Annotated in this window: 26 protein-coding genes; 9 read left to right on the forward strand and 17 right to left on the reverse strand. The window is 44.1% G+C overall.

The window, feature by feature from the left end; genetic code table 11:
• Window positions 1–7 precede the first annotated feature (7 nt).
• The 8 genes from rpsS to rnr all read right to left on the reverse strand — a co-directional run bounded on the left by rpsS (window position 8) and on the right by rnr (window position 6,653).
• Window positions 8–286, reverse strand: a complete 279-nt coding sequence (gene rpsS / locus I1A42_RS14755) for a 30S ribosomal protein S19 (RefSeq protein ID WP_161153643.1) — start codon at window positions 284–286, stop codon at window positions 8–10.
• 20 nt (window positions 287–306) lie between these two features.
• Entirely contained in the window at window positions 307–1,131 is an 825-nt protein-coding gene (gene rplB, locus I1A42_RS14760; protein ID WP_161153642.1) for a 50S ribosomal protein L2, read from the reverse strand.
• 16 nt (window positions 1,132–1,147) lie between these two features.
• Window positions 1,148–1,450 (reverse strand): 50S ribosomal protein L23, encoded by a 303-nt coding sequence (rplW, locus tag I1A42_RS14765; RefSeq protein WP_161153641.1) that lies wholly within the window; start codon window positions 1,448–1,450, stop codon window positions 1,148–1,150.
• On the reverse strand, window positions 1,447–2,049 hold the full coding sequence (gene rplD / locus I1A42_RS14770) for a 50S ribosomal protein L4 (protein WP_161153640.1): 603 nt from the start codon (window positions 2,047–2,049) through the stop codon (window positions 1,447–1,449). The genes rplW and rplD overlap by 4 nt, the downstream gene beginning before the upstream one ends.
• Before the next feature lie 16 nt (window positions 2,050–2,065).
• Complete coding sequence (gene rplC / locus I1A42_RS14775; protein ID WP_161153639.1) at window positions 2,066–2,701, reverse strand: 50S ribosomal protein L3; 636 nt, start codon at window positions 2,699–2,701, stop codon at window positions 2,066–2,068.
• A gap of 13 nt (window positions 2,702–2,714) precedes the next feature.
• Window positions 2,715–3,026 carry a 30S ribosomal protein S10 gene (rpsJ, locus tag I1A42_RS14780; protein WP_001181007.1) on the reverse strand — a complete coding sequence of 104 codons (312 nt, stop codon included), beginning with the start codon at window positions 3,024–3,026 and terminating at the stop codon, window positions 2,715–2,717.
• Between the two features lie 434 nt (window positions 3,027–3,460).
• On the reverse strand, window positions 3,461–4,201 hold the full coding sequence (gene rlmB, locus I1A42_RS14785) for a 23S rRNA (guanosine(2251)-2'-O)-methyltransferase RlmB (protein WP_161153638.1): 741 nt from the start codon (window positions 4,199–4,201) through the stop codon (window positions 3,461–3,463).
• Window positions 4,202–4,208: 7 nt separating this feature from the next.
• On the reverse strand, window positions 4,209–6,653 hold the full coding sequence (gene rnr / locus I1A42_RS14790; RefSeq protein WP_161153637.1) for a ribonuclease R: 2,445 nt from the start codon (window positions 6,651–6,653) through the stop codon (window positions 4,209–4,211).
• Window positions 6,654–6,886: 233 nt separating this feature from the next.
• On the opposite strand from rnr, the gene I1A42_RS14795 reads away from it, so the two are divergent.
• From I1A42_RS14795 to I1A42_RS14805, 3 genes are all read left to right on the forward strand, one after another.
• On the forward strand, window positions 6,887–8,290 hold the full coding sequence (locus I1A42_RS14795; RefSeq protein WP_196123912.1) for an amidohydrolase: 1,404 nt from the start codon (window positions 6,887–6,889) through the stop codon (window positions 8,288–8,290).
• A 198-nt stretch (window positions 8,291–8,488) separates the two neighbouring features.
• The gene (locus I1A42_RS14800) at window positions 8,489–10,231 is read left to right on the forward strand and encodes an ABC transporter ATP-binding protein (RefSeq protein WP_196123913.1); all 1,743 of its coding nucleotides are present in this window, start codon (window positions 8,489–8,491) and stop codon (window positions 10,229–10,231) included.
• Window positions 10,224–12,020: an ABC transporter ATP-binding protein gene (locus I1A42_RS14805; RefSeq protein ID WP_196123914.1), complete on the forward strand. Its 1,797-nt coding sequence runs from the start codon at window positions 10,224–10,226 to the stop codon at window positions 12,018–12,020. The genes I1A42_RS14800 and I1A42_RS14805 overlap by 8 nt, the downstream gene beginning before the upstream one ends.
• Before the next feature lie 41 nt (window positions 12,021–12,061).
• Here the strand turns inward: I1A42_RS14805 and motX are convergent, their stop codons facing one another.
• The 7 genes from motX to kefG all read right to left on the reverse strand — a co-directional run bounded on the left by motX (window position 12,062) and on the right by kefG (window position 18,994).
• A complete protein-coding gene (gene motX / locus I1A42_RS14810) occupies window positions 12,062–12,706 on the reverse strand; it encodes a flagellar protein MotX (RefSeq protein WP_161153633.1) in 645 nt (214 codons plus the stop codon).
• A gap of 548 nt (window positions 12,707–13,254) precedes the next feature.
• Window positions 13,255–14,553 (reverse strand): adenylosuccinate synthase, encoded by a 1,299-nt coding sequence (locus I1A42_RS14815; protein WP_161153632.1) that lies wholly within the window; start codon window positions 14,551–14,553, stop codon window positions 13,255–13,257.
• Between the two features lie 127 nt (window positions 14,554–14,680).
• The gene (locus I1A42_RS14820) at window positions 14,681–15,622 is read right to left on the reverse strand and encodes an isoaspartyl peptidase/L-asparaginase family protein (RefSeq protein WP_196123915.1); all 942 of its coding nucleotides are present in this window, start codon (window positions 15,620–15,622) and stop codon (window positions 14,681–14,683) included.
• 148 nt (window positions 15,623–15,770) lie between these two features.
• Window positions 15,771–16,304: a peptidylprolyl isomerase gene (slyD, locus tag I1A42_RS14825; RefSeq protein ID WP_196123916.1), complete on the reverse strand. Its 534-nt coding sequence runs from the start codon at window positions 16,302–16,304 to the stop codon at window positions 15,771–15,773.
• A 102-nt stretch (window positions 16,305–16,406) separates the two neighbouring features.
• Complete coding sequence (locus tag I1A42_RS14830) at window positions 16,407–16,607, reverse strand: YheV family putative zinc ribbon protein (RefSeq protein WP_161153629.1); 201 nt, start codon at window positions 16,605–16,607, stop codon at window positions 16,407–16,409.
• Between the two features lie 8 nt (window positions 16,608–16,615).
• Window positions 16,616–18,424 carry a glutathione-regulated potassium-efflux system protein KefB gene (gene kefB / locus I1A42_RS14835; protein WP_196123917.1) on the reverse strand — a complete coding sequence of 603 codons (1,809 nt, stop codon included), beginning with the start codon at window positions 18,422–18,424 and terminating at the stop codon, window positions 16,616–16,618.
• A gap of 9 nt (window positions 18,425–18,433) precedes the next feature.
• On the reverse strand, window positions 18,434–18,994 hold the full coding sequence (gene kefG / locus I1A42_RS14840) for a glutathione-regulated potassium-efflux system ancillary protein KefG (protein WP_408063535.1): 561 nt from the start codon (window positions 18,992–18,994) through the stop codon (window positions 18,434–18,436).
• A 236-nt stretch (window positions 18,995–19,230) separates the two neighbouring features.
• Between kefG and I1A42_RS14845 the strand changes: the two genes are divergently transcribed.
• The 6 genes from I1A42_RS14845 to crp all read left to right on the forward strand — a co-directional run bounded on the left by I1A42_RS14845 (window position 19,231) and on the right by crp (window position 24,711).
• The gene (locus I1A42_RS14845) at window positions 19,231–21,150 is read left to right on the forward strand and encodes an ABC transporter ATP-binding protein (protein WP_196123918.1); all 1,920 of its coding nucleotides are present in this window, start codon (window positions 19,231–19,233) and stop codon (window positions 21,148–21,150) included.
• Window positions 21,150–21,632 carry a TIGR02444 family protein gene (locus I1A42_RS14850; protein ID WP_161153626.1) on the forward strand — a complete coding sequence of 161 codons (483 nt, stop codon included), beginning with the start codon at window positions 21,150–21,152 and terminating at the stop codon, window positions 21,630–21,632. The genes I1A42_RS14845 and I1A42_RS14850 overlap by 1 nt, the downstream gene beginning before the upstream one ends.
• A 29-nt stretch (window positions 21,633–21,661) precedes the next feature.
• Window positions 21,662–22,630: a hydrolase gene (locus tag I1A42_RS14855; protein ID WP_196123919.1), complete on the forward strand. Its 969-nt coding sequence runs from the start codon at window positions 21,662–21,664 to the stop codon at window positions 22,628–22,630.
• Window positions 22,631–22,673: 43 nt separating this feature from the next.
• Window positions 22,674–22,883, forward strand: a complete 210-nt coding sequence (locus I1A42_RS14860) for a YheU family protein (RefSeq protein ID WP_161153624.1) — start codon at window positions 22,674–22,676, stop codon at window positions 22,881–22,883.
• 84 nt (window positions 22,884–22,967) lie between these two features.
• Entirely contained in the window at window positions 22,968–23,837 is an 870-nt protein-coding gene (locus I1A42_RS14865; RefSeq protein ID WP_161153623.1) for a phosphoribulokinase, read from the forward strand.
• 241 nt (window positions 23,838–24,078) lie between these two features.
• Window positions 24,079–24,711 carry a cAMP-activated global transcriptional regulator CRP gene (gene crp / locus I1A42_RS14870; protein ID WP_004728582.1) on the forward strand — a complete coding sequence of 211 codons (633 nt, stop codon included), beginning with the start codon at window positions 24,079–24,081 and terminating at the stop codon, window positions 24,709–24,711.
• Between the two features lie 81 nt (window positions 24,712–24,792).
• On the opposite strand, the gene I1A42_RS14875 is transcribed toward crp, so the two are convergent.
• Window positions 24,793–25,590, reverse strand: a complete 798-nt coding sequence (locus I1A42_RS14875; RefSeq protein ID WP_196123920.1) for a DUF1338 domain-containing protein — start codon at window positions 25,588–25,590, stop codon at window positions 24,793–24,795.
• A 13-nt stretch (window positions 25,591–25,603) separates the two neighbouring features.
• Entirely contained in the window at window positions 25,604–26,623 is a 1,020-nt protein-coding gene (astA, locus tag I1A42_RS14880; protein WP_196123921.1) for an arginine N-succinyltransferase, read from the reverse strand.
• Between the last annotated feature and the right edge of the window lie 95 nt (window positions 26,624–26,718).

Here is a 26,718-nt window from a genome sequence, read left to right on the forward strand (position 1 = left end):
CTACTCCTTATTTCTTCTTAGTTTTCTTATCCGCAGCATGACCGCGGTAAGTACGTGTAGGCGCGAATTCGCCCAGTTTGTGACCGATCATCTCGTCAGTTACGAAAACTGGCACGTGTTGACGACCATTATGGACAGCGATGGTCAAACCGATCATTGTAGGAATGATCATTGAACGACGGGACCAAGTCTTAATAGGCTTTTTGTCTCCGCTTTCCACCGCTTTCTCTACCTTCTTCAGCAAGTGTAGGTCAATAAATGGACCTTTCTTGAGAGAACGTGGCATGGCTTATCCTCTTTAATAGATTACTTATTACGACGACGTACGATGTACTTGTCAGTGCGTTTGTTCTTACGGGTCTTGAAGCCTTTAGTTGGCATGCCCCATGGAGATACAGGGTGACGACCACCAGAAGTACGACCTTCACCACCACCGTGTGGGTGGTCAACCGGGTTCATTACCACACCGCGAACGGTAGGACGAACACCGCGCCAGCGAGTTGCACCTGCTTTACCAAGCTCACGAAGCATGTGTTCGTGGTTGCCAACTTCACCGATAGTCGCACGACCTTCAGAAAGAACTTTGCGCATTTCGCCAGAACGTAGACGGATAGTTACGTATGCACCATCACGAGCAACGATTTGTGCGTATGCACCAGCAGAACGAGCTAGCTGTGCGCCTTTACCAGGTTTAAGCTCAACGTTGTGTACAGTTGAACCTACTGGGATGTTGCGCATAGGTAGTGCGTTACCCGCTTTGATTGCAGCGTCAGCACCAGACTGGATTTGATCTCCAGCTTTGATACCTTTAGGTGCAATGATGTAACGACGTTCGCCGTCTTTGTATAGTACTAGAGCAATGTTCGCACTACGGTTTGGATCGTATTCGATACGCTCAACTGTAGCTGGGATACCATCTTTAGTACGTTTGAAGTCAATCACACGGTAGTGTTGCTTATGACCGCCACCGATGTGACGAACAGTAATACGACCGTTGTTGTTACGACCACCGTTCTTAGAGTTTTTCTCTAGAAGTGGTGCGTAAGGCTTACCTTTATATAGGTCAGCGTTTACGATTTTAACAACGTGACGACGACCAGCCGAAGTCGGCTTACATTTAACAATAGCCATTTTTCAACTACTCCTGTTATTCCGCGCCGCCAACAAAGTCAAGATCTTGACCTTCTTTCAAAGTAACGTACGCTTTTTTAACGTCGCTGCGGCGACCTTGGCGTAGACCTTGACGTTTGGTCTTACCCTTAGTGATAAGAGTATTTACAGACTTAACTTCAACTTCAAATAGCTTTTCTACAGCTGCTTTGATCTCTTTTTTAGTCGCATCAATCGCTACTTTGAATACGATAGTGTTACCGTTTTCAGCAGCCATAGTTGCTTTTTCAGAGATGTGCGGAGCACGTAGAACTTTTAGTAGACGCTCTTGTTTGATCATCCTAGCATCTCCTCAACTTGCTTAACTGCAGCTGCAGTCATTACAACTTTGTCGAACGCGATTAGGCTTACTGGGTCGATACCAGAAGCGTCACGAACGTCAACTTTGTATAGGTTACGAGCAGCTAAGAATAGATTCTCGTCTACTTCACCAGTAACGATAAGTGCATCGTTAAGCTCAAGTTCTTTAAGCTTAGCTACTAGTTCTTTAGTTTTTGGTGCTTCTACTGAGAATTCTTCAACAACGATTAGACGCTCTTGACGAACTAGCTCAGAAAGAATTGCTTTCATAGCACCACGGTACATTTTTTTGTTTACTTTTTGGCTGTGATCTTGTGGTTTCGCAGCAAAAGTAACACCACCTGTACGCCAGATTGGGCTACGGATTGTACCAGCACGAGCACGGCCAGTACCTTTTTGACGCCATGGCTTAGCGCCACCGCCAGAAACTTCTGAACGTGTCTTTTGAGCACGAGTACCTTGACGAGCACCTGCTGCGTATGCAACAACTACTTGGTGTACAAGAGCTTCGTTGAACTCACGTCCGAAAGTAGTTTCGGAAACAGTTAGTGCGTTAGCACCTTTAACCATCAATTCCATTACTTACTCCTAGACGTTATGCTTTAGCTTTAACAGCTGGTTTCACGATCACGTTACCGCCAGTTGAGCCTGGTACTGCACCTTTGATAAGAAGCAGATTGCGCTCAGCGTCAACACGTACGATCTCTAGGTTTTGAGTCGTTACACGCTCAGCACCCATTTGACCTGCCATTTTCTTGCCTTTAAATACGCGACCTGGAGTCTGACATTGACCGATAGAACCAGGAGCACGGTGAGACAAGGAGTTACCGTGAGTCATATCTTGAGTACGGAAGTTCCAACGCTTAACTGCGCCTTGGAAGCCTTTACCTTTAGATGTACCAGTAACGTCTACTTTTTTTACTTCGTTGAAAAGTTCAACAGTTAGTTCTGAACCAACTTCAAACTCTTCGCCGTTTTCTAAACGGAATTCCCAAAGACCGCGACCAGCTTCAACATTTGCTTTCGCAAAGTGACCAGCTTCTGGTTTAGTAACGCGGTTAGCTTTCTTAGCACCAGCTGTGATCTGGATTGCTGAGTAACCATCAGAATCAAGAGATTTAACTTGAGTCACACGGTTCGCTTCAACTTCCACAACAGTTACTGGGATAGAAACGCCTTCTTCGGTAAATACGCGGGTCATACCCACTTTACGTCCGACTAGACCAATCATTATTCTAACTCCCTTAACCTAGGCTGATTTGAACATCAACACCAGCCGCAAGATCTAGACGCATCAGAGCATCAACAGTCTTGTCAGTTGGTTCTACGATGTCGATCAGACGCTTGTGAGTACGAATTTCGTACTGGTCACGTGCATCTTTGTTTACGTGTGGAGAGATAAGAACAGTGAAACGCTCTTTACGAGTAGGTAGTGGGATAGGACCACGAACCTGTGCGCCGGTACGCTTAGCTGTTTCAACGATTTCCGCAGTAGAAGCATCGATTAGTTTGTAATCGAACGCTTTAAGGCGGATACGGATGCGTTGGTTCTGCATGAGACAGAGCTCCAATTATTAAAAATTACACAAACAATATCGCCACTCTGGCTCGCATAGGGCGAGAGAATGCCGATTGATTTATGTGAAACCGTAGTGTCCTGATTGGACACATTGTCAGCTAACAAAAAAAGATATTATATATCAAAAATTATTAACTGCGAACATAAGCAGAGTATACATTACCTTATAAATCAACAAGGATTTACTAGCTCCTCGCCGCTCATTGGTTCACAACTGGCTTAACCAGTGGGGCGCATTATACAGGTTGCTGGAGCACATGCAAGTACTGGTCGAAAATTAAACGAAATTAATTTTGTGCTTGCTATATCTTTATTCTGCTACAAAAAAGCCCTACTCACGAGTAGGGCTCAAACATAGATATATTGTGCTGATCACTTACCTAGGTAAGTCACTATCAATACGTAATACGTTTAGCGCACTAGACGCTGACGTACCGCTTCAAACAGACATACACCAGAGGCAACAGACACGTTCAAGCTCGAAACCGAACCTGCCATTGGAATTTTAATCAGGTCATCACACGTTTCACGAGTTAGACGACGCATGCCATCCCCTTCCGCACCCATCACGATCGCTAAAGGACCAGTAAGTTTGCTTTGGTAAATATCGTGTGTCGCTTCACCAGCTGTTCCTACAAACCAAATGCCTTGTTCTTGCAATGCACGCATAGTACGAGCGAGGTTTGTTACTCGGACTAAAGGTACTGTTTCTGCTGCGCCACACGCGACTTTACTCACGGTAGCGTTCATCGCTGCTGATTTATCTTTTGGTACGATAACCGCGGCAACGCCAGCTGCATCTGCATTACGTAAACATGCTCCGAGGTTGTGAGGGTCTGTAACACCATCAAGTACAAGTAACAAAGGCTGCTCATGCTGAGCAAGAATGCCATCAATATCATGTTCATTAAGGACTTTGGCAGGCGTTACTCGAGCAATCAACCCCTGGTGATTTGCTCCCTTCGCTTTATCGTCTAGCGCTTTACGCCCCATTTCCTGAATAGATACACCAAGACGTGCTAATTCATTCAATACTGGCAGTAACCGCTCATCTTGACGTCCTTTTAGAACATACGCTTCAATAAAGCGGGCAGGATCACGCTCAAGCACAGCTTTTACTGCGTGAATTCCATAAATCATTTCGTTACTCATTCGTTACCTATTTCTTTTTCGCTTTGCCGGTTTTATTACGGGCTTTGTTTTTACGCGCTTTCTGAGCTTTGGTCTTGTTACGAGTCCGAGTTGAGCCATCTTCATCAGGACGTTTAGTCGGCTCTATATCCGGCATGGCTTTTTGAGCTTTTCCTAACGATTGGTTAGGTTTATTGCCACGAACTTTGGCTCTTGCTTCTGCTGCGCGTTTTTTCGCAGTTTTACCACGGCCGCGTACTTTACGACTTGTTTCGACTAAAGCAAAGTCAATTTGTCTTTCATCTAGATTAACTGCTTGGACTTTAACTTTTACAGAATCCCCCAAACGATAGATTGCACCAAAAGATTCACCTACCAAGCGTTGACCGACGGGATCAAATTGATAGTAATCATTTGCCAGTGACGAAATATGCACAAGGCCATCAATGTGAAGCTCAGTTAAGCGTACAAAGAAACCGAAACCAGTCACATTAGCAATCACACCATCTAATACTTCACCAACGTGATCTTGCATGTATTCACATTTGAGCCAATCTGACACTTCACGAGTGGCATCATCAGCACGACGTTCAGTCGTCGAACACTGCTCACCATAGAAATCCATATCATCGAAGGAGTAATGGAACCCTCCGGTTGGTGTCCAACGATCTTTATTTTGGCCTTTTTCTTTCGCAATAAGATATTTTATAGCGCGGTGCAGTAATAAATCCGGATAACGGCGAATTGGCGAGGTAAAGTGCGCATAACGTTTAAGTGCTAAACCAAAGTGACCACAGTTATCCGCATTGTAAACGGCCTGCTTCATAGAACGTAGCAGCATGGTTTGGATAAGCTCTTTATCCGGACGCTGGAAAACTTGATGCATCAGGTGTGCATAATCCGTTGGTGATGGTTCTAATCCACCGTTCAAGTTCAAACCAAGTTCACCCAAAAAGTCTCTAAAGCTAACTAAGCGCTGCTCTCCCGGAGATTCATGGATACGATACAAAGCAGGTTCTTTCGCTTTTTCCACCAGCGAGGCTGATGCAATATTGGCCAAAATCATGCACTCTTCAATGATCTTGTGTGCATCATTACGAATCACAGGTTCAATACGATCAATCTTACGATTCGCATTGAAGATAAATTTAGTTTCAACTGTTTCGAACTCGATCGCACCACGAGCTTCACGTGCTGTTTTTAGCACTTGGTACATGCGATACAGTTCTTCGAGATGAGGAACAAGCGGAGAGTAGCGTTCACGTAACTCTTCGTCCCCTTCCAGCATGTCAGCGACTTTATTGTAAGTAAGGCGCGCGTGAGAATTCATTACCGCTTCGTAATGTTTATAGCCTGACAACTTACCGCTTTGCGATACCGTCATTTCACACACCATGCACAAACGGTCAACTTGCGGGTTCAATGAACACAGCCCATTCGACAGCACTTCCGGAAGCATCGGCACAACTTGTGAAGGGAAATAAACCGAGTTACCACGGTTAATCGCTTCTTTATCTAACGCAGTATCAGGGCGAACATAATAGCTTACATCCGCAATGGCTACCCACAGACGCCAACCGCCGCCTTTTTTCGCTTCACAATACACAGCATCGTCAAAGTCACGTGCATCTTCGCCATCAATGGTCACGAGAGGAAGAGAACGTAAGTCAACACGTCCTTGCTTCGCTTCCTCTGGTACTTCTTCTCCTAAACCTTGAATCTGTTTTTCAACCGCTTCAGGCCATTCGTGAGGAATTTGATGGGTGCGAATTGCGATTTGAGTTTCCATACCTGGCGCCATATTTTCGCCAAGCACTTCCACTACACGTCCGATCATACCTCGATTGCGAGTCCCTCGATCCGTAATTTCAATCACCACAACATTGCCCATACGAGCTCCCATGCGGTGCTCTTCAGGAATAAGAATATCTTGGTGAATGCGCGAATCATCAGGCACAACGTAGGCATAGCCTTGATCAAGGAAGAAACGACCGACAATTTGTGTCTTACGTTCCTCAAGAACACGAACCAAGCGGCCTTCTTTTCGACCGCGCTTATCCGTGCCTGCAGGCTGAACTAATACATAGTCTCCGTGGATGATGGTGCGCATCTGGTGATGTGGCAGCAAAATGTCATTATCTTTGCCAGTGCTTCCATCAGGGCGAACCCATCCATGACCATCGCGATGACCAATAACATAGCCTTTTACTAGCTCAAGTTTTTCAGGTAAGGCATAACACTGGCGGCGGGTAAACACTAATTGCCCGTCTCTTTCCATTGCACGCAGCCGGCGACGCAGGCCTTCATACTGCTCTTCACCTTCCAGTTCCAAAGCTTCGAATAAGTCATTGCGATTCATTGGTACATTAGCTTGCTTTAAGAACGCCAATATGAACTCACGGCTTGGCACCGGATTTTCATATTTTTGAGATTCACGCTCTGCAAAAGGGTCGTTCTTGATATTGTCTGACATTCATCGTCCTACTGTTGTGCTCGAAAAAAGAGGGGTATTAGCTACCTCTATTAGGGGTAAGTATATCTAAGTCTATGAGTAAGCTACACCCATGTGAGCGAAAACCACTAAACTTTGACGTTTTATCCCAGTTTAATTCCGTAAATTGCTCATTCTGATACATCAGGGTTACAACCCTAACCAACTGATTTATCATAGCCACTGGATTTTATAGCTCGATAGGACATCATTTTATGCGCTTTTCTCTTCCCCTATTACTGACAGCCATGGCAGGTGTATTACCCTTTACGGCATCAGCAGCCCAATCTGCCGATATTGTTTTGAAAAACGGCCTTGTATTAACTATGAATGGGGATAAAACGGTTTATTCCAAAGGCGCAGTTGTGATTAAAGATCACGAAATCATTGCCGTAGGCGATGATTCAATTACCAATCAGTTCCAAGCGAAAAAGACAATGGATGTCGATGGCGATATCATTATGCCGGGTCTAATTAACACCCATACCCATGTATCAATGACCGTATTTCGTTCTTTAGCCGACGATGTACCAGACCGTTTGCACCGCTATATTTTCCCTTTGGAATCCAAATTGGTTTCTCGTGACATGGTTCGTATCGGCGCTAACTTAGGTAACGTTGAGATGGTTAAAGGGGGCGTTACCACTTACGCCGACATGTATTACTTCGAAGATGAAGTGGCCAAAACCGTCGAAAACATCGGGATGCGAGCAATACTAGGCGAAACCGTCATAAAATTTCCGGTCGCAGATGCTAAAAACGCAGACGCAGGCATCAATTACGCGATGAAATTCATTAAGCAATACCGCAATAACCCGCTCATCACGCCAGCGTTCGCACCTCATGCTCCTTACAGTAACACGACCGAAACACTGCAAAAGGTCGCTAAACTATCAGAGCAGGAAAATGTCCCTGTACTCATTCACTTGGCAGAAACTCATCATGAAGCTGAAGTGATAGCCAAACGCTCCAATGGCCTATCACCCGTGCAATACATGGAAAGTATCGGCGCTCTGAATCACCATGTTGTCGCTGCGCATATGATTTTGGTGAATGACAAGGATATCGCGATTGCGAAGAAAGAAGATATTGGCATTGCGCACTGCATGAGCGCCAATATTAAAGCCGCCAAAGGTGTCTCCCCTGCTCTCAAAATGTTTGATGATGGATTACGTATAAGTTTAGGTACGGATGGGCCAATGTCTGGTAATACATTAAGTATCATTGATGAATTCAACCAAGTGGCCAAACTTCATAAACTCGTCAATCACGATCGTAGTGCAATGCCACCAATTAAAGTCATTGAAATGGCAACGATTGGCGGAGCCAGAGCATTACATATGGAAGATAAAATAGGTTCTCTTGAAGTTGGCAAACTTGCAGATGTTATTGTCATAGATACCAAAGCGCCTAACATGGTACCTATCTATAACCCATATTCTGCGCTGGTTTACTCGGCAAACTCTGCTAACGTTAAAGATTCCATTATCAACGGTAGACTGATCATGCAAAATCGTCGTGTATTAACTGTTGATGAAGACAAAATTCGCCAACAAGCCATCGACTACACTCAAGTCGTACGCGACACAGTCATCAAGTCTGGCGAACAGGTGTTATAGCAAACCGTTACTTGTATGGTAATCGCCCATTTGAATTTTAAATTAGTAAAGAGTGATATATAGTTATCACTCTTTAATTCACACCATAAGTAACCATAAAAATCTCGTTAAACGTCACTTTCGGTTTATCTGGCGGTAGATAGTCAAACATCGCACAGGTTACACTGGCAATCGGTTACCAGGAATACCAAAACTTATATGCAATTATTTAATCACCTAGGATGGTTTTTCCGTCGCTATTGGCATACCTATTCCCTAGCTCTACTGATGCTCTTTTCAGTTGGGCTAATTAATATGGCTATTCCATGGATCATCGGCCAATCTGTTGACCAATTACTAGCGACAAAAGACATGGCTCATACTGAGCATTTACTCTGGTTACTGCTTGCTGCAGGGGTGAGTGTCTATCTATTGCGCTATGGTTGGCGACGTTTGCTGTTTGGCACTTCTTACTTGTTAGGAAACAAACTGCGCGAACAGTATTACCAACGTTTAACAAAACAGGGCCAGGCATTTTACAGCGCGAATTCGACCGGCGATTTAATGGCTCGAGCAACGAACGACATCGATGCGGTAGAAACCGCCGCTGGTGAAGGGATACTGTCTGGCTTTGATGGCTTTCTCACCTTTGTATTAGTCATTATTATGATGTTCGTCTTTATCGACTGGCGCTTAGCAGCGTTAGCCTTACTTCCTTTTCCTTTTATGGGATTCCTTTTTTATCGCTTATCCAGCCTGATTCATCGTCAATTTAAAGAAACTCTTGATAAATTTTCGACCCTTAACGATCAAACTCAACAAGCCATGGTCGGCATCAGAATGATCAAATCAATGGGCAGAGAAGAAATAGAGAAACAACAATTTAATAAAATTGCCGAACAAGCGGCAGAAAGTAATTATCGCGTGCAACGGTCAGAAGCAAAATTTAACCCTATCATTCAAATTAGCCTAGGTGGGTCTTTGCTTATCACCCTACTCGTTGGTGGTTGGCAAATTCATCAAGGATTACTCACTGTGGGTCAGCTCACCAGCTTTACTATGTACCTTTCTGAACTGATTTGGCCCATGTTTGCTTTCGGCTGGTTAATGAATATTTTGCAACGAGGTAACGCTGCGATTGGCCGTTTACATGAATTACTGTCTTTACCTGACACCATTGCTGATCACGGTACGCAAACGCCTATTCGCTATGACATTCAAATCCAAGATTTGACATTTAATTATCCCAATACTCCACACCCTAGTTTAAAAAATATCAATTTGAACCTAGAGGAAAATCATGTGTTAGGAATGGCTGGAGTTACCGGTTCCGGTAAAACCACATTACTCCAAGTACTCATGCGTTATTGGGAAACGACAAATCATACCCTATACGTTGGGAATATTAATATTCAGGATATAGAGTTAGAAAAGTTACGCTCAACCTTTGCTTATGTTCCCCAAGACTCCTTCTTATTTAGTACATCGATTTTAGAAAACATTCGCATGGGACGAGCAGGAGCAAGTGATGAGGAGGTTTTTCAAGCAGCTCAACTTGCTGCGATTCATGAGGATATTCTGCAATTTCCTGAAGGTTATGTCACTTTGGTTGGAGAAAGAGGTGTCACTCTATCAGGAGGGCAACGCCAGCGGGTTGCTATTGCTCGAGCCCTCATAAGTAATGCGCCCGTTCTTATTCTGGATGATGCTCTATCTGCTGTCGATGTAGGCACAGAGCAAACCATCCTCGCTCACTTACGCGAACGTCAAGCACAAACCGTCATTATTATCAGTCATCGCTTATCCGCGATTGAGCATGCTGATGAAATTATCGTACTCGCTCATGGATCTATCGCCGAACGGGGAACTCATCAACATTTAATAACCCAAGATGGCTGGTATTCCAGAATGGCCGCTTATCAACAAATGGCTCAAGCAATAGAAGGGGCGGATAATGACTAATCCCAACACAGATTCCACAAACAACCCATCTGGCTCTTTTAAGCTGCTAATGGGCTATGTCTTTGCCGACCGTCCGCTCTTAATCAAAGCCGTTTTGTTGGTTGTGTTTGCAACCGCCCTTGATGTACTTGGTCCAATGTTGAGCAAGGTATTTATCGATCGTTTTATTATGCCCGATCACTACCCTTTCTGGCCGATTGCTGGGGTGGTCTCTCTATACGTTATCGCCACACTCTTAGGCACCTATTTAAAATATCAGCAGACACTCAAGTTCGTTGATATTGCCTTAAATGCAGTTCTTGATATTCGTGAGCGCGTCTTTGGCCACGTATTACGCTTACCCATGTCTTTTTTCGACTATGCTCGAACTGGCCAATTGGTCAGTCGTATCACCAATGATACGGAATCAATCAAAGACATCTATGTGCAGTTTCTCTCTAATGTCTTGTCTAGCGTAATTTTATTAATTGGTATCCTTACTGCCATGGCAATATTAGATGTCCACCTAATGTTGGTAGCACTCGCCTTGATACCAGCGATTGTGATTATGATTTATATCTATCAAAAGTTGAGTGGCAATATCGTCGCCGATAGCCGTCAACTCCGTTCAGATATCAACGCTACGATCAGCGAATCTATCGGTGGTATGGCCGTCATTCAAGCCACTAATCAACAACAGACAAAACTCGATCAATTCGATCATATTAACCAGCGTTATTATGGCACCCGCCTACGTACCATTACGATAGGATCATTTCTATTACGCCCTGCGATCAACTTACTGAGCATTATGGTACTCGCTGGCGTCGTGTGGTTCTTTGGTTTAAAAGTCGTCCAAGGGTTTACGGAAATTGGTGTGCTTTATGCCTACCTCAACTATTTAGGTCGCTTTACTGAACCATTGGTTGAAATTACTCAGCGTTTTAGCCTTTACCAACAAGCAATAGTGGCCGGGGATCGAGTATTCGAACTTCTGCAAGAGCCAACAATGACGCCTGACAATCACACTCACGCCCAAATTGAGTATGGAAAACTTAATTTCAACCAGGTCTCTTTTGGCTACCAAGACAACAAGCCCGTATTGCACCAGCTAGATATTGAAATTGGCGCAGGGCAGTTTTTCGCAGTTGTCGGACATACTGGCAGCGGTAAAAGTACCCTGCTGAGTCTGTTGCTGAATTTTTATCAACCTCAACAAGGCACAATAGAGATTGATGGACACCCACTCACAGATTTTGACCATGACACACTCCGTGCAGGGATGGGGTTTATTCCACAAGAGCCTTTCATTTTGGCTTCAACGCTATTCGATAACATCGATATGGGACGAAACCTGAATCAACACGACATTGAAGAAGCAGCGAAAAAAGCACACCTGCATGATGTCATCATGGAGATGCCAGAAGGTTATCAAACGGAACTGGGGGAAGGCGGGTTACGTTTATCCACGGGACAACGACAGCAACTCATCATTGCACGCGCTTTAGCAGGGTCGCCGAAAATTTTACTCCTTGATGAAGCCACCGCGAATGTCGATAGTGAAACAGAACAAGTGGTGCAAAAAGCACTGAAACGCTTACAAGGGAAAGTCACTATGATTGTGGTTGCCCACCGATTGTCAACGATTCATCATGCCGATCAAATATTAGTTCTCGACCGTGGTCAGTTAATCGAACAAGGTAACCATGAGCAATTAATGAATATTGAAAACGGAAAATATCGGGCAATGTATCAACTGCAACAACAAGAACAGAAAGTTTCGCAAGCCGAGCAGTCACAGAACAGTTGATAAGGATACTAATTTAGCAGTGATAACCAGATGAGTTCTGGTTACCAATAGGTCTCTTTACGTTTAGCTCGAGCAATAATGTTTTGTGGCATTCTCTGCTCAAGCCCCTCACGTAATAAGGTAATACGTTTATGCTGACGCTTATCTGCCGTTACCGAGTTGTATAACCAGCGGTACGCATCTTCGTAGTCTAACGGGCTACCATAATCTCTCAACAATAATTCAGCGAGCTGAATACGGGCATTAAGGTCGCCCATTTTAGCGGCCTCTCTTAGATATGGGATAGCCTTTTCGCGATCCTGCTGTACAAAAGTACCATGAGCGTAATACGACCCCATTCGCTCTAAAGCGGCAGGTAACCCCTGATGAGCCGCGCTTTCGATATAGTACAAACCAAGCTCGATATCTCGATCAACACAGACTCCCCAACTTAACATATCCCCATACAGAAACTCATAAGAAGGCAAGTTGATACGAGTCGCACGCGCAACGATATCTTCCACTAACTGGCACTTATCCGCTTTTACACGTTCTAAATGTTTGTTCTGCTCAATCAGTTTGATGAGCTCAGATTCGCTGTAAATCGGTACAGGTTCACCTACGTCCGTTAGCTCAGCTGCTTTTGCTGTTGCCAAGGAAGCATGGAGCACCAATATCAGCGAAGCTGCGATAGTTCGTAGCTTCATTGCTGTACTCTTATCAATTCTATTAGCCATCATTTTTTTAGTGTACGACGTGCACACTGGCTAAGCTTGATCTTTGTATCGACCATCTAGAGTATCTCTTTAGGCAAAACTTGTCGATCAGCGGCAATTTTTTGCCTCCAGATCACATGTTTTTGCCACAACAATGAGTTAGAGCCGAAACATATTTGCACCAATCGGATCCGCTCGATATTAAATGGCGTGCTGGTTGTCTATTAAAATTTTCCTCAACCATGCTCAGTTATCATCTGACCAAGAGTTTTGATTGAACAAAATTTAACCCAACCAAGAAAGTATATACCCAAATGACCTCAAGATGCAGGATTCAGAGCTTCATCAACGAGCCTAGATCAAACTCAATCACGGTAGGAATAGTCATTCCCTTTCAACGTAGAATGACTATGTCTTCAAATCAGTGCCTTGCCTAAGAGCGAAACCATTCTCGCTGAAACAGCATCTTGAAGTTACTTGGGTATAAATATAAAAAAAACCGGCTAGTCAGCCGGTTTTTCTCAAATAATCACCAAGGATTATGCATCAAATGGGTGAGATTTGATGATGGTTTCACGACGGTCTGGGCCTGTTGATACGATATCAATTGGCACACCAGTTAACTCTTCAATGCGTTTGATGTAATCAAGAGCCGCTTGAGGTAGTTTATCGATAGATGTTGCACCGTAAGTACTTTCCGACCAACCTGGCAGAGTTTCATAAATCGGAGTAATACCTTCGTATGCATCAGCAGCTAGAGGTGACACTTCTAGTACTGTACCGTCTTCTAGTTGGTAACCTGTACAGATTTTCACTTCTTTTAGGCCGTCTAAAACATCAAGTTTTGTTAGGCAGAAGCCAGTTACAGAGTTAATTTGAACTGCGCGGCGTAGAGCTACTGCATCAAACCAACCACAACGACGTGCACGACCCGTTGTTGCACCAAACTCAGCGCCTTTAGTGCCTAAGTGGTTGCCAACTTCGTCAAATAGTTCAGTCGGGAATGGACCTGCACCAACACGTGTGCAATATGCTTTCACGATACCGCAGATATAACCTAAATGGCGAGGACCAAAACCTGAACCTGCAGCAACACCACCAGCAGTCGTGTTAGAAGAGGTAACATATGGGTAAGTACCATGGTCGATGTCTAGAAGAGTACCTTGAGCACCTTCGAACATGATTTTGTCGCCACGTTTACGAGCAGCGTCTAGTTCGTTAGTCACATCGATAACCATAGAAGTTAATAGGTCTGCATAACCCATCACTTGTTCAAGCACTTCTTCATAGCTTACTGGTTCAACTTTGTAGAAATGTTCTAACTGGAAGTTATGGAATTCCATGACTTCTTTCAGTTTGGCAGCGAACTCTTCTTTATTAGCTAAATCACCAACACGTAAACCACGACGAGCTACTTTATCTTCGTAAGCAGGACCGATACCACGACCAGTTGTACCAATCGCTTTCTTGCCGCGTGCCGCTTCACGAGCCTGATCAAGAGCTACGTGATATGGCAGAATTAGTGGACACGCTTCAGAAATGTATAGGTTCTCACGAACAGGAACACCACGTTCTTCAAGTTCTTTCATTTCATGCAGCATTGCATCTGGTGATAGCACTACGCCATTACCAATGATGCATTTAACGTTTTTATGAAGGATACCTGATGGGATTAGGTGGAGTACGGTTTTTTCACCGTCGATAACTAGTGTGTGGCCTGCGTTGTGGCCGCCTTGATAGCGAACAACGTATTTTGCGTCTTCAGTTAGAAGATCAACGATCTTTCCTTTACCTTCGTCACCCCATTGAGTGCCGAGGACAACTACATTATTTCCCATTTTTCCAAGTCTGATTGCTAGTTAAAAATGGATTCTAGCACTGATCGTTTTTTGATGCAGTCACTTTTTAAGCATGAAAAAATCATAAGATCAGTACTAGTTATTACTTTTGGTTATTTAAGCGCAATTATTCGTCCGAATAGATTTTTACCGACAATTGCCCATCGCAATCGATTGCGGCACGATACATCCCCGAACTATTCATCGCAAAATGAATTTTCCCTTGCGCATCAATGGCTATCAAACCACCTTCACCACCGATCGTTTTCAGATCGCCTTGAATGATCGTCTCACATGCCGTCGCCACATCTTCTTTCAAGTATTTCATTCGTGCTGCGACATCACCAGCTACCATTTTACGAATAAAAAATTCCCCCATCCCAGTACAAGAAACCGCAACATTATTATTTTCTGCTACTGTTCCTGCACCAATGATAGGTGAATCACCAATACGACCAAATTTCTTATTCGTGATCCCACCGGTACTTGTTGCTGCGGCGAGATTGCCATGCTGGTCCAATGCGACAGCGCCAACGGTGCCATGTTTGCGATCATCTGGGTATTTTGCTTCTGATAAAGCAACATGTCCCTGCTTTTTCATCGCCAGCAACTGCTCATAACGACGATCTGTGAAGAAATAGTCTTGTTCTGTGAAAGCATAATCATGCTGGAATGCGAACTCTTCAGCCCCCTCTCCCATTAAAAAAACATGGTCGCTATGAAGCATGACATCACGAGCCAGCTCAATCGGGTTTTTAATATGGCGAACACCAGCAATAGCACCAGCGTTAGAATTACTACCGTCCATTACAGAGGCATCCATTTCAACCATCTCTTTATGAGTTAATACTGCCCCGTGGCCTGCATTAAAGTTGGGAGAATCTTCCATCACCTTTACCGCAGCAACAACTGCATCAACAGCAGTTCCCCCATTCGCTAAAATATGGTGCCCTGCTTGAACTGATTTTTCTAAATCCGCCAAAATAGACTGTTTAAGATCTTCACTCATGTTTTCACGCAAAATCGTGCCTGCGCCGCCATGAATAGCGATAGAGAAAGGTTGCGACATGTAAACTCCCAGTATAATTGTGCTTTTTATACGAGTTTGTCGATTTTTTCTGCAGAGTCAACAAAAAAACGCTGCTAAGCAGAGCTCAACAGCGTTTATAAGTATTTATTACTTAGAGGAATATTTTATTCCAGCGTAACGTTTGTTCTTAGTGAGAACAACCGCAACCACCGTTACCACCACAGCAACCTTCGCCATGATCGTGGTCGTGACCATGCGCTTGGTGAACATGGCCATGATCGATTTCTTCAGCAGTTGCTTCACGAACTGCAACCACTTCAACGTCAAACGTTAGAGTTTGACCAGCAAGCATGTGGTTACCGTCAACAACAACTTCATCGCCATCAACTTCAGTGATTTCTACAGGGATTGGACCTTGGTCTGTATCCGCTAGAAAACGCATACCAACTTCTAGTTCGTCAACACCTTGGAACACGTTCGCAGGAACGCGTTGAACTAGATCATCGCTGTGTTCACCGTAAGCATCTTCAGGAGCAAATGTCGCAGAGAACTTATCGCCTGCAACTTTGCCTTCAAGTTCACGTTCCAAACCAGTGATTAGGTTGTTGTTACCGTGAAGGTATTCTAGAGGCGCATCAGTAGTTGACTGATCTACAACAACACCATCTTCTAGTTTCACTTGGTATGCCAAAGCGGCTACCACGTTCTTTTCAATTTTCATACAAGCTCCAAGGAGTTTATTGCTCTTAGCATCAGTGAACTGACCCAAGCATACATATAAGATGGGCGATATTATGAAGATCCTCAGCAGAAACTCAAATGATTATTCTGGCTTAAAGATTCCTATCATCTGTTCACTGGTTCTACCTGCCTTTTCGACAGACTGCGGTTTACGCTGCTCAGAGTAGCCACATTCGACGCACTCTACCAGCTCGATGTTATTTTCAATCCACCAACGAAGTGTATCTTGCGAATGACAGGATGGACAACTTGCCCCTGCAATAAAACGCTTTTTGTTTGTCACGACTTGATCTACTCCTCATCCCAATAGCCACGACCGATACGATCATTCTCCATTTCGCGACCAAATATCTCTTCGAGTTCTTGGCGCGCTTCTTTGGCTCTTAGGGTCATTTTCTTATCTTCCATATGCTGTGGCAGCAATTTGGTCAGCATAGCAGTATCTAAACGTTGAAAATGTGCTTCGGCTCGTTTTGCTTGATATGGATGCATTCCCAAAGAGACTAAAGTCTTACGTCCCAATTCTAATGCCCCAAGAAACGTCTCTCGTGAATAGCCTTCTACGTCCTGGCTGATTAGCTGGTAAGCCTCAACTCGGCTACGAGCTCGGGCTAATATTTTGAGTTGCGGAAAATGATGCTGGCATAAATCGACAATTTTCATCACTTCATCTGGAACGTCAGTACAAATGACAATGGCTTCTGCCTTTTCTGCCCCTGCAACGCGCAACAGTTCTAAGTTCGATGCGTCACCATAAAATACTTGATAACCAAATTTACGTAACAGCCGAATCTGACTGGCATCACTTTCAAGCACAGTCACTTTAATTTTATTGGCCGACATCAAACGGCCAACAATTTGCCCAAAACGGCCAAAACCCGCAATGATAACGCGAGGTTCTTTATCTTCAACATCAACAGGCATTGAATCATCATGAGTCGTTTGATTAAGAGAACGAGCAAACCAGCGCTTTTGAATACTCAGCAATAGTGGTGTGGTAACCATAGATAAACTCACAACAACTAATAAAAATGACACCAGATCCCGAGACAAAAGTTGCTCTGCATTCGCTGCGGTAAAAATAACAAAAGCGAACTCTCCACCTTGGCTCAAAATAGCGGCCATATTGCTACGCGCTTTCGCGCCAGTACCAACAATTCTTGCTAGGAGATATAAAATCGCTCCCTTAATGACGACCAACCCAACCACAGCCTGCAAAATTAACCACGGCTCAACCAACAGTAACCCTAAGTCGACAGACATCCCAACCGCGATAAAAAACAATCCGAGTAACAATCCCTTGAATGGTTCAATTGCAATCTCTAGTTCATGACGAAATTCACTTTCCGCTAATAACACCCCAGCGATAAATGCCCCAAGCGCCATAGAAAGCCCGATTTGTTCCATCATTAGCGCAATACCAATCACCAACAGCAATGCTGCAACCGTAAATAGCTCGCGCACACCACTCAAAATGATGTAACGAAATATCGGACTTAACAGAAAATGGCCGCCAACCATTAAGCCAACAATACCAGCAATCATCCATACGCCATCGATCCAAGTACCTCCAGAGTTTCCCGCCAATACCGGCATTAATGCCAACATAGGAATCACCGCGATATCTTGAAACAGCAGCACTGAGAATCCACTTTGTCCTGTCTCTGTGTGGGTTAATTCTTGCTCTTCAATCACACGCAGTGCAATGGCTGTAGAAGAGAGTGCCAACCCCATGCCAATCACTAAACTGGTACGCCAATCTAAGCCAGCCATTGAAGCGATACTCGATAAGATCCCTGTGGTCACAACAACTTGAGCACCACCCAGCCCCAAGATTGGCATACGCATTTGCCATAGCTTCTTCGGGTTCAGTTCCAATCCAATCAAAAACAGCAGCAATACAACGCCAAATTCAGCGAAATGAAGGATGGCATCCACATCACTGATTAACCCTAACCCCCACGGGCCAATAACCACACCAGCCAGCAAGTAACCAATAACGGAACCTAATCCCGCCCTTTGAGCTAGTGGGACTGCGACAACCGCAGCAGTTAAGAATATCGCTCCACTTTGTAGTAATTCACTTGTCGTCGATTCCATGGCGACTCCTTAATTGTTCAGTGGATTGATGAGCCATTGGCGATATTTCTCAGCATGTTGGTAACGCTCTAAATCAGTGACGTTTCGAGCCCAATAAAGAACGAGCGGTTCAACCCACTCCATTTGGCATAGAGAGGCGGTCAATTCAAAAGGTTGCAGAATTTGATTAAGAGAATAGCGGTTATAACCTTGCTCGCCGAATGCTTGCTCTCGCCCTCCAGTAGTAATAACACTGCGCCAATATTTCCCTTTTAAGGCACTAGATTCCCCAAAAGCAAACCCCTTACCGAGTACCGTATCTATCCACTCTTTTAACAGCGCTGGGCAGGAATACATGTAGAGTGGATGTTGAAAAACAATGACATCATGAGAGAGTAAACGTTGATGCTCAGCATGAATATCAATAAAGAAATCTGGGTACGTTGCGTAGAGATCTAAAATAGTGACGTGTTTAAGTGAGCGGATCTTTTTGATCAGCGCTTTATTGGCTTTAGATTGATCGGGATCGGGATGAGCATAAATTATCAATACTTTAGGTATTGGCTTCCCTGCATCTAGCGACATCACCATTCTCTAACACAACTCCTTATGTTATTTATTTGTTACTAGCATCATAACCTATCATCAAGCGACTGCAAGATAAGCACATAAGCAATTGAACTTTACCCACTATTTTATCCTTTATTGGGTAGGATTCAGCCATATCTGAACACAAAGGTTATTTATCCATACTTTGGTATAACAATCGACATTTCACCTCATAACCCCTACTATTCCTCGCGCAAACCTGAGGAAAAGCGAAATTTATGATTATCTTCTCTGACATACAGTTACTTCGTGGCGGTAAGCCGCTGCTTGATGGCGCCTCAGCCACCATTCACCCAGGCGATAAAGTGGGCTTGGTCGGTAAAAATGGCTGCGGTAAATCCACCCTCTTTGCTTTGATGAAAGACGAACTGTCTATCGATGCAGGTTCAATTAGCCAGCCTTCTAGCTGGGAATTAGCATGGGTTTCTCAAGAAACACCAGCATTAGAACGAACCGCATTAGATTATGTTATTGATGGAGATCGTGAATATCGTGATCTAGAACGACAACTGGCTGAAGCAGAAGCCAAAGATCAAGGTACACGTGTCGCAGAGTTACATGGCAAGATCGAAACTGTCGGCGGTTACAGTATCCAAGCACGCGCCGCTGAGCTATTGGATGGCCTAGGCTTTAGTCAAGAACAGATGAATTGGTGTCTCACACAATTCTCTGGGGGTTGGCGTATGCGTTTAAACTTAGCCCAAGCTCTGTTATGTCGCTCTGATTTACTGCTGCTCGATGAGCCAACCAACCACTTAGATCTTGATGCGGTGATGTGGCTAGAACGTTGGCTACAAACCTATCCGGGCACTTTGGTTATTATTTCGCACGACCGTGATTTCCTTGATCCGATCGTAGGCCGCATCATTCACATTGAAAACCAAAAGCTCAACGAGTACACCGGCAACTACTCTTCATTCGAAGAACAACGTGCACAGAAACTGCTGCAACAACAAGCGATGTATGAGAAGCAACAGAAACAGATGTCGCATATGCAAAGCTACATCGATCGCTTCCGTTACAAGGCGTCCAAAGCTCGCCAAGCACAGAGTCGAATCAAAGCCTTAGAAAAAATGGAAAAAACGCTACCAGCGCAATTTGATAACCCATTTAGCTTTGAATTTCGTGAACCTCATGCGCTGCCTAACCCTATCTTAATGATGGATGAAGTTTGCGCCGGCTACGGCGATAAGCTCATTTTGGATAAAATTCGTCTTAACCTAGTTCCGGGTAGCCGAATTGGCCTTCTTGGCCGCAACGGTGCGGGTAAATCCACATTAATCAAACTGCTTTCTGGCGATCTGAATCCTCAAGCGGGTGAATTAACGTACTCGCAAGGTGTAAAAATTGGTTACTTTGCCCAGCATCAATTAGAAACCTTACATCCAGAAGAAACCCCACTCCAGCATATGATGCAAATTGCGCCCGATCAGACCGAGCAACAATTACGCGATTATTTAGGGAGTTTTGGTTTCCAAGGAGATAAAGCGTTAGATCCTGTCGGGCCATTCTCTGGTGGGGAAAAGGCTCGTCTAGTGTTAGCACTGCTGGTTTGGCAAAAACCTAACCTACTTCTGCTCGACGAACCAACCAACCACCTTGATCTCGATATGCGTCAAGCTCTAACGCTCGCATTACAAAGTTATGAAGGTGCAATGGTGATTGTCAGCCACGACCGTTACTTATTGCGGGCGACCACCGATGATCTTTACCTAGTTCATGATCATCAAGTAGAACCATTTAATGGTGATTTAACCGATTACTATAAATGGCTCACTGAGCAACACCGAGCAATTCGGAAAGAAGCCGCCGGACAAAGCGACAGTAAATCCAATGCAAATAGTGCCGTTGCGAAAAAAGAACAAAAGCGCCGTGAAGCCGAATTTCGTAAACAAACCGCACCAATTCGCAAGAAGCTGACACAGCTAGAAGAGAAAATGGATAAGTTAAACACCATTATCTCAAAGGCTGAAGAACAGTTATCTGACTCCAGCCTTTATGAAAGCGAAAATAAAGCTAAACTTACGGAAATACTCGCGGTACAAGCCAATAGTAAATCCGAGCTTGAAGAAGTAGAGATGGACTGGATGGCAGAGCAAGAAACACTCGAAGAAATGGAAAAGGAATTTAATAGCTGATGAGCCAAAAACACGTCACGACCACCTTAACGCTCGAACGCTTGTGGCAATTTAGCCTCCAGTATTACAGCGTGCGCGAGGTGAAAGAAGCGTGTTTAAGCCTACAGAATAATTTCCACGGCAACGTTAACTTATTGCTGCTATTGAAATGGCTTGATGAAGAGAAGTTAACGTTTGCCGAGCACGACTGGCCAACCGTTTCAGACTGTTTGAGTAGTTCAGAAACCTTGCTGCATAGCTATCGGGAACTGAGGCGAAAGCTGAAGCTATCCGTTCCCGAAACCTTATACCGCGAAGCGTTGCAGTTTGAATTACAATTAGAAAAACAACAGCAGTCTGATTTGGTTCACTGTATCGCCAATCTTTCCCTTGCCACGACAGATACTCCTGCTCTCGCCGCTCGTTATTGTCGTCATCTAGGTGCGGAGCACTTAGGTCGTATTTTTTCCAAACCTATTGAGCCTTTCTCTTCTAAATCCTAATTCGTTGTTTCTTGATTCAGGTGCATACCATGCCTTCATTTGTTGCTGCTCACGGCATAACTAACGCTCACTTACAAACTTTGCTGCCGCGCTTATTTCGCCGCAAACCACTACTATCACCACACTGGCAAACCATAGATACACCGGACGGTGATTTTCTCGATCTTGTTTGGAGTGAAGATTATCGTCAACTCGAATCCCTTACCAAACCAGTTTTTGTGCTTTTTCATGGGTTGGAAGGGAGTTTTTTCAGCCCATATGCTCACGGCTTGATGAACGCCTTTGCGAAACAGGGCTGGCTCAGTGTGATGATGCACTTTCGTGGCTGTAGTGGAAGGCCAAATAATCTTGCCCGAGCTTACCACTCGGGTGAAACCGGAGATGCAAGGCAAGTATTAGAATATGTTCGCGAACGTTGCCCAAATCGCCCAATTGTCGCAGCAGGTGTTTCACTCGGTGGCAATATGCTGGTGAACTATTTAGCCCAATACAATGATGATCCCATAGTATCGGGAGCCACTATCATCTCAGCCCCGCTTGAATTAGGCGCGTGTTCCCAACGTATTGAACGTGGATTCTCTCGCCTGTATCGCAATTACTTACTTAGCTCGCTAAAAAACACTGCACTCCTGAAGCACCAGAAGATGAAAGAAGCATTAGGTATTACTGCGGCCCAAATAAAACAAGTCACACGGCTTATCGATTTTGATGATTTGATTACCGCCCCACTGCATGGTTTTCGCGATGCGCAAGATTACTATCAACGCTGTTCAGGGTTACCGCGCTTATCAGATATCACCATTCCAACGCGACTGATTCAAGCACAAGATGACCCATTCATGACTGATGAAATCATTCCAACCTTCACGCTACCCAAAAATTTGGATTATCAGCTGACTGAGCATGGTGGGCATGTAGGGTTTATTACGGGCAGCTGGAACCAACCCCAAATGTGGTTAGAAGAAACACTCCCCCAATACTATCAAGAATATCTCTAGCTAACTGAGGTATAATGACTTCAGAAAAAAACAGAGGTGAAGAATGATTGTTCCTTGGCAGCAAATTGATCCAGAGACACTTGAAAATTTGATTCGCGAGTTCGTCCTACGTGAAGGAACCGATTACGGTGACCATGAAATACCACTGCAACAGAAAGTCGATCAGGTAAAGCATCAAATCCAAACGGGAGATGCGGTAGTATTTTATTCCGAATTACATGAAACTGTAGACATAAAGCTTAAGCATCAGTAAATCCCCAAAAAGGTTGGAAATTCCATGCTATAGTGAATCCACTATTAGGAATTTCCTGTTCAGGATCACTAGACAAGGTTTGTCATGTCAGCGAAACACCCCATTATTGCTGTAACAGGTTCATCAGGAGCCGGAACAACAACAACTTCGGAAGCGTTCCGAAAAATGTTCAATATGATGTCGGTGCAACCTGCTTGGGTTGAAGGCGATAGCTTTCACCGTTTTACTCGTCCAGAAATGGATGTCGAAATTCGTAAAGCTCGTGAACAAGGCCGCCATATCAGCTATTTTGGCCCTCAGGCTAATAACTTTCCTGCATTAGAAGACTTTTTCCGCCAATATGGAAAAAGCGGAACAGGCCAAATACGTCGCTATCTTCATACCTTTGATGAAGCCGTACCATACAACCAAATGCCTGGCACCTTTACACCTTGGCAAGATATTCCAAGTAATACCGATGTGCTTTTTTACGAAGGACTACACGGTGGTGTCGTCGATGGTGACGTCAATGTGTCACAACATGTTGATTTTCTGATCGGTATGGTACCAATTGTTAACTTAGAGTGGATTCAAAAGTACGTTCGAGATACCCGAGATCGTGGGCATTCTCGAGAAGCAGTGATGGATTCCATCGTACGCTCGATGGATGATTATTTAAATTATATTACCCCGCAGTTTTCTCGTACTCATATCAATTTTCAGCGAGTACCCACAGTAGATACGTCAAACCCATTAAATGCGAAGGGCATTCCAAGTTTAGATGAAAGTTTTGTCGTAATCAGACTTCGCGGGATAAAAAATGTCGATTTTCCCTACTTGCTAGCAATGATAGATGGATCCTTTATGTCTCGGCATAACACCATTGTCGTTCCTGGGGGGAAAATGAGTTTTGCAATGGAATTAATCGTGAGACCGATCCTGCAACAACTCATAGAAAGCGGTAAAATTGGTTGATTCATCACATACGAATTTCGCTTACTTTTCATACCGTGATCATAAGCACGTTTTTGCGCAAAAATTCGGCCAAACGACACGATTAAAGTCAAGAAATTCGAAGTGAAAAAGGATACTATTCTTTAACGGAAACAAGATAACTTGCAGTGAATCCAAACTCTTCTTATTCTAGTAAGCCTGAATAAGGCTTCGCTAAATTATGGATAGCGGCAAGCGTACCCTGCAGAGGAAGTGAGATATTATGGTTCTAGGTAAACCTCAAACAGACCCAACATTAGAGTGGTTTCTTTCACACTGTCATATTCACAAATACCCATCAAAGAGCACTTTGATACACGCGGGTGAAAAGGCAGAAACGTTGTATTACATCGTCAAAGGTTCTGTTGCGGTATTGATCAAAGATGAAGAAGGTAAGGAGATGATTCTTTCCTATCTAAATCAGGGTGATTTTATCGGCGAACTTGGTCTTTTCGAAGAAGGTCAAGAGCGTACAGCCTGGGTTCGTGCTAAATCACCATGTGAAGTGGCAGAAATTTCATTTAAGAAATTCCGTCAGTTAATCCAAGTAAACCCAGATATTCTAATGCGTTTATCAGGGCAAATGGCACGTCGTCTACAAGTTACTAGCCAAAAAGTTGGTGATCTTGCATTCCTTGACGTAACTGGCCGCATTGCACAAACACTATTGAATCTAGCGAAACAGCCAGATGCAATGACTCACCCAGACGGTATGCAAATTAAAATTACTCGTCAAGAAATCGGTCAAATCGTGGGTTGTTCTCGCGAAACTGTTGGTCGTATTCTTAAAATGCTTGAAGAACAAAACCTTATTTCCGCACACGGTAAAACTATCGTGGTATACGGCACACGTTAATTCTTTTTAACAAGCATATGAATATGTAAAGCCACCTTTCGCAGGTGGCTTTTTCTTAGTGGGTAATCCAAGAAAGCTGACTCAGCGTTGCCGATGAGTACTTTCAAAAATCTTATTGGCGGATGCTTCAACAAACCCTTGATAGAGTTGACCATCCGGTTGCTGATAACGTTTGGCAAATTCATAAAAGCCACCTGGAATCGACAACACACCATCACTAAATGTCACATTAACCGTATCTGCAAGCGTGGAGGATTGCTCTAAACACACTTCCGGTGAACCTTTAACCTCACCACCAGATTGGTTGATAGCAAAACCTTGCTGACGCAAGAATGCATTCACAGTGCTTACCTCATCAAATGCCTTTAGCTGATTCACACTCACTGTAAAATGATTAGCACCATATCCATGCGCAGCGAGCCAACTGGCATATTCACTCTCTAGAGCTAACTGCTTATAGTCATCAATGGTGATAGACCAAGGTCGCCCTCGATACAAAAATGCCCCTGATGCTATATCTAACTCTTCACTTTGCCCCAATAGCGACGCAATAATTTGTTGGGCTTCCAACGTTAATTGTTCAACCAATAATTCACTAATGAACACTTTTGGTAAACTTGGAGCCGGATGTTGGTAGTGCCGAGCATAGAGCTTTTTCTCCCGAAAATGATATTCACCGCCCATCTCATAACCCAATGCAATAAACGTTTTTGCCAACGCTTCAATACCTAAGTGATCGCTTTTAAACGTTCTCAGAGCAATATGATCATTAATGAGTGGCGTGTCCTCCTGTAATAAGTGATGGACCTTTTCTGCCGACGGACACAAGCGAGTGGTGTAATCCAGCCATAAGCTGTCAAACAATTGGTTTACTGTCATGACTTACTCCTCGTTATTGTGCTAACACCCGGACGAAATCATCGTCTTGTACCTGTAAAGCAGCGGCAACATCAGGGGCTAACATGACACTATGGTTCTCATGATTCACAGCTGCCTTCGCGGCTGTTGCCCTAAACTGAGTAAAGCTAGTGTTAGCAATAAGAAACCATTGAGCACTGGTGTGCTCTACCACTTTTACCTTTAAACGCAGTGAATCTCGCACCGAAGCGATATGTTCTAAATCACACTCAACAGCAGGTCCGGCATCGAAAATATCCACATAGTTTCGACACACGAAGCCCTCTTTTTTCAAGAGGCTTAGCGCGGGCCTAGTGTTGTCATGGACTTGACCAATGACAGCCTGAGCCTCTTTACTAAGGAGATTAATGTAAATCGGCAGTTTGGGCATTAAATCAGCGATAAATCCCTTATTTCCAATACCGGTTAGGTAATCAGCCATAGTGAAATCTATCGAAAAGAAGTGTTGTTGGAGCCATTGCCAAAATGGTGAGTTACCTTGCTCATCACACACACCACGCATTTCAGCAAAAATGGTTTGAGAAAACCGTTGCGGATGCTCTGCTAACATCAGAAAACGGCATTTCGACAGCAAACGCCCATTTAATCCGCCACGAAATTGTGGCCGTAAAAATAGTGAGCAGACTTCGCTATACCCGGTGTAGTTATTACCAAACGTCAGTAACTTAACTGTATTTTTCACATTCAGCTTACGAGAATGGTGCACAATGGTGCTGATGTGATAAGAGTAGAAAGGGACATCCCAACCCACGGCGGCTTCTATGCCTGTCGTGCCAGCGATTTCTCCAGTTTCACTATCATAACCAACCATCAAGTACCCCTCATCATAGGGCTCAATCACATTGGCTTTAGCAAAGCTGTATTCGGAATGTTGAATGCGGTTTTTTAAGAGCTCTTCATTAACCGGAAGAGAAGTAAATCCATGTCCCGACTCAACGGCACAAGTATGTAGTGCTTCATAATCTGACATTGCAATAGGGCGAACAACTAGCATCAATATATCCTCCAGATGCTAAGGGCCCGAAAAATCGGGCCCTACCTAGTCTATCGCCATGAAGCTCAAAGTCCTCATGGAGCGAGATGGCGATC

The organism is Vibrio nitrifigilis (assembly GCF_015686695.1).
GTDB classification, from domain to species: domain Bacteria; phylum Pseudomonadota; class Gammaproteobacteria; order Enterobacterales; family Vibrionaceae; genus Vibrio; species Vibrio nitrifigilis.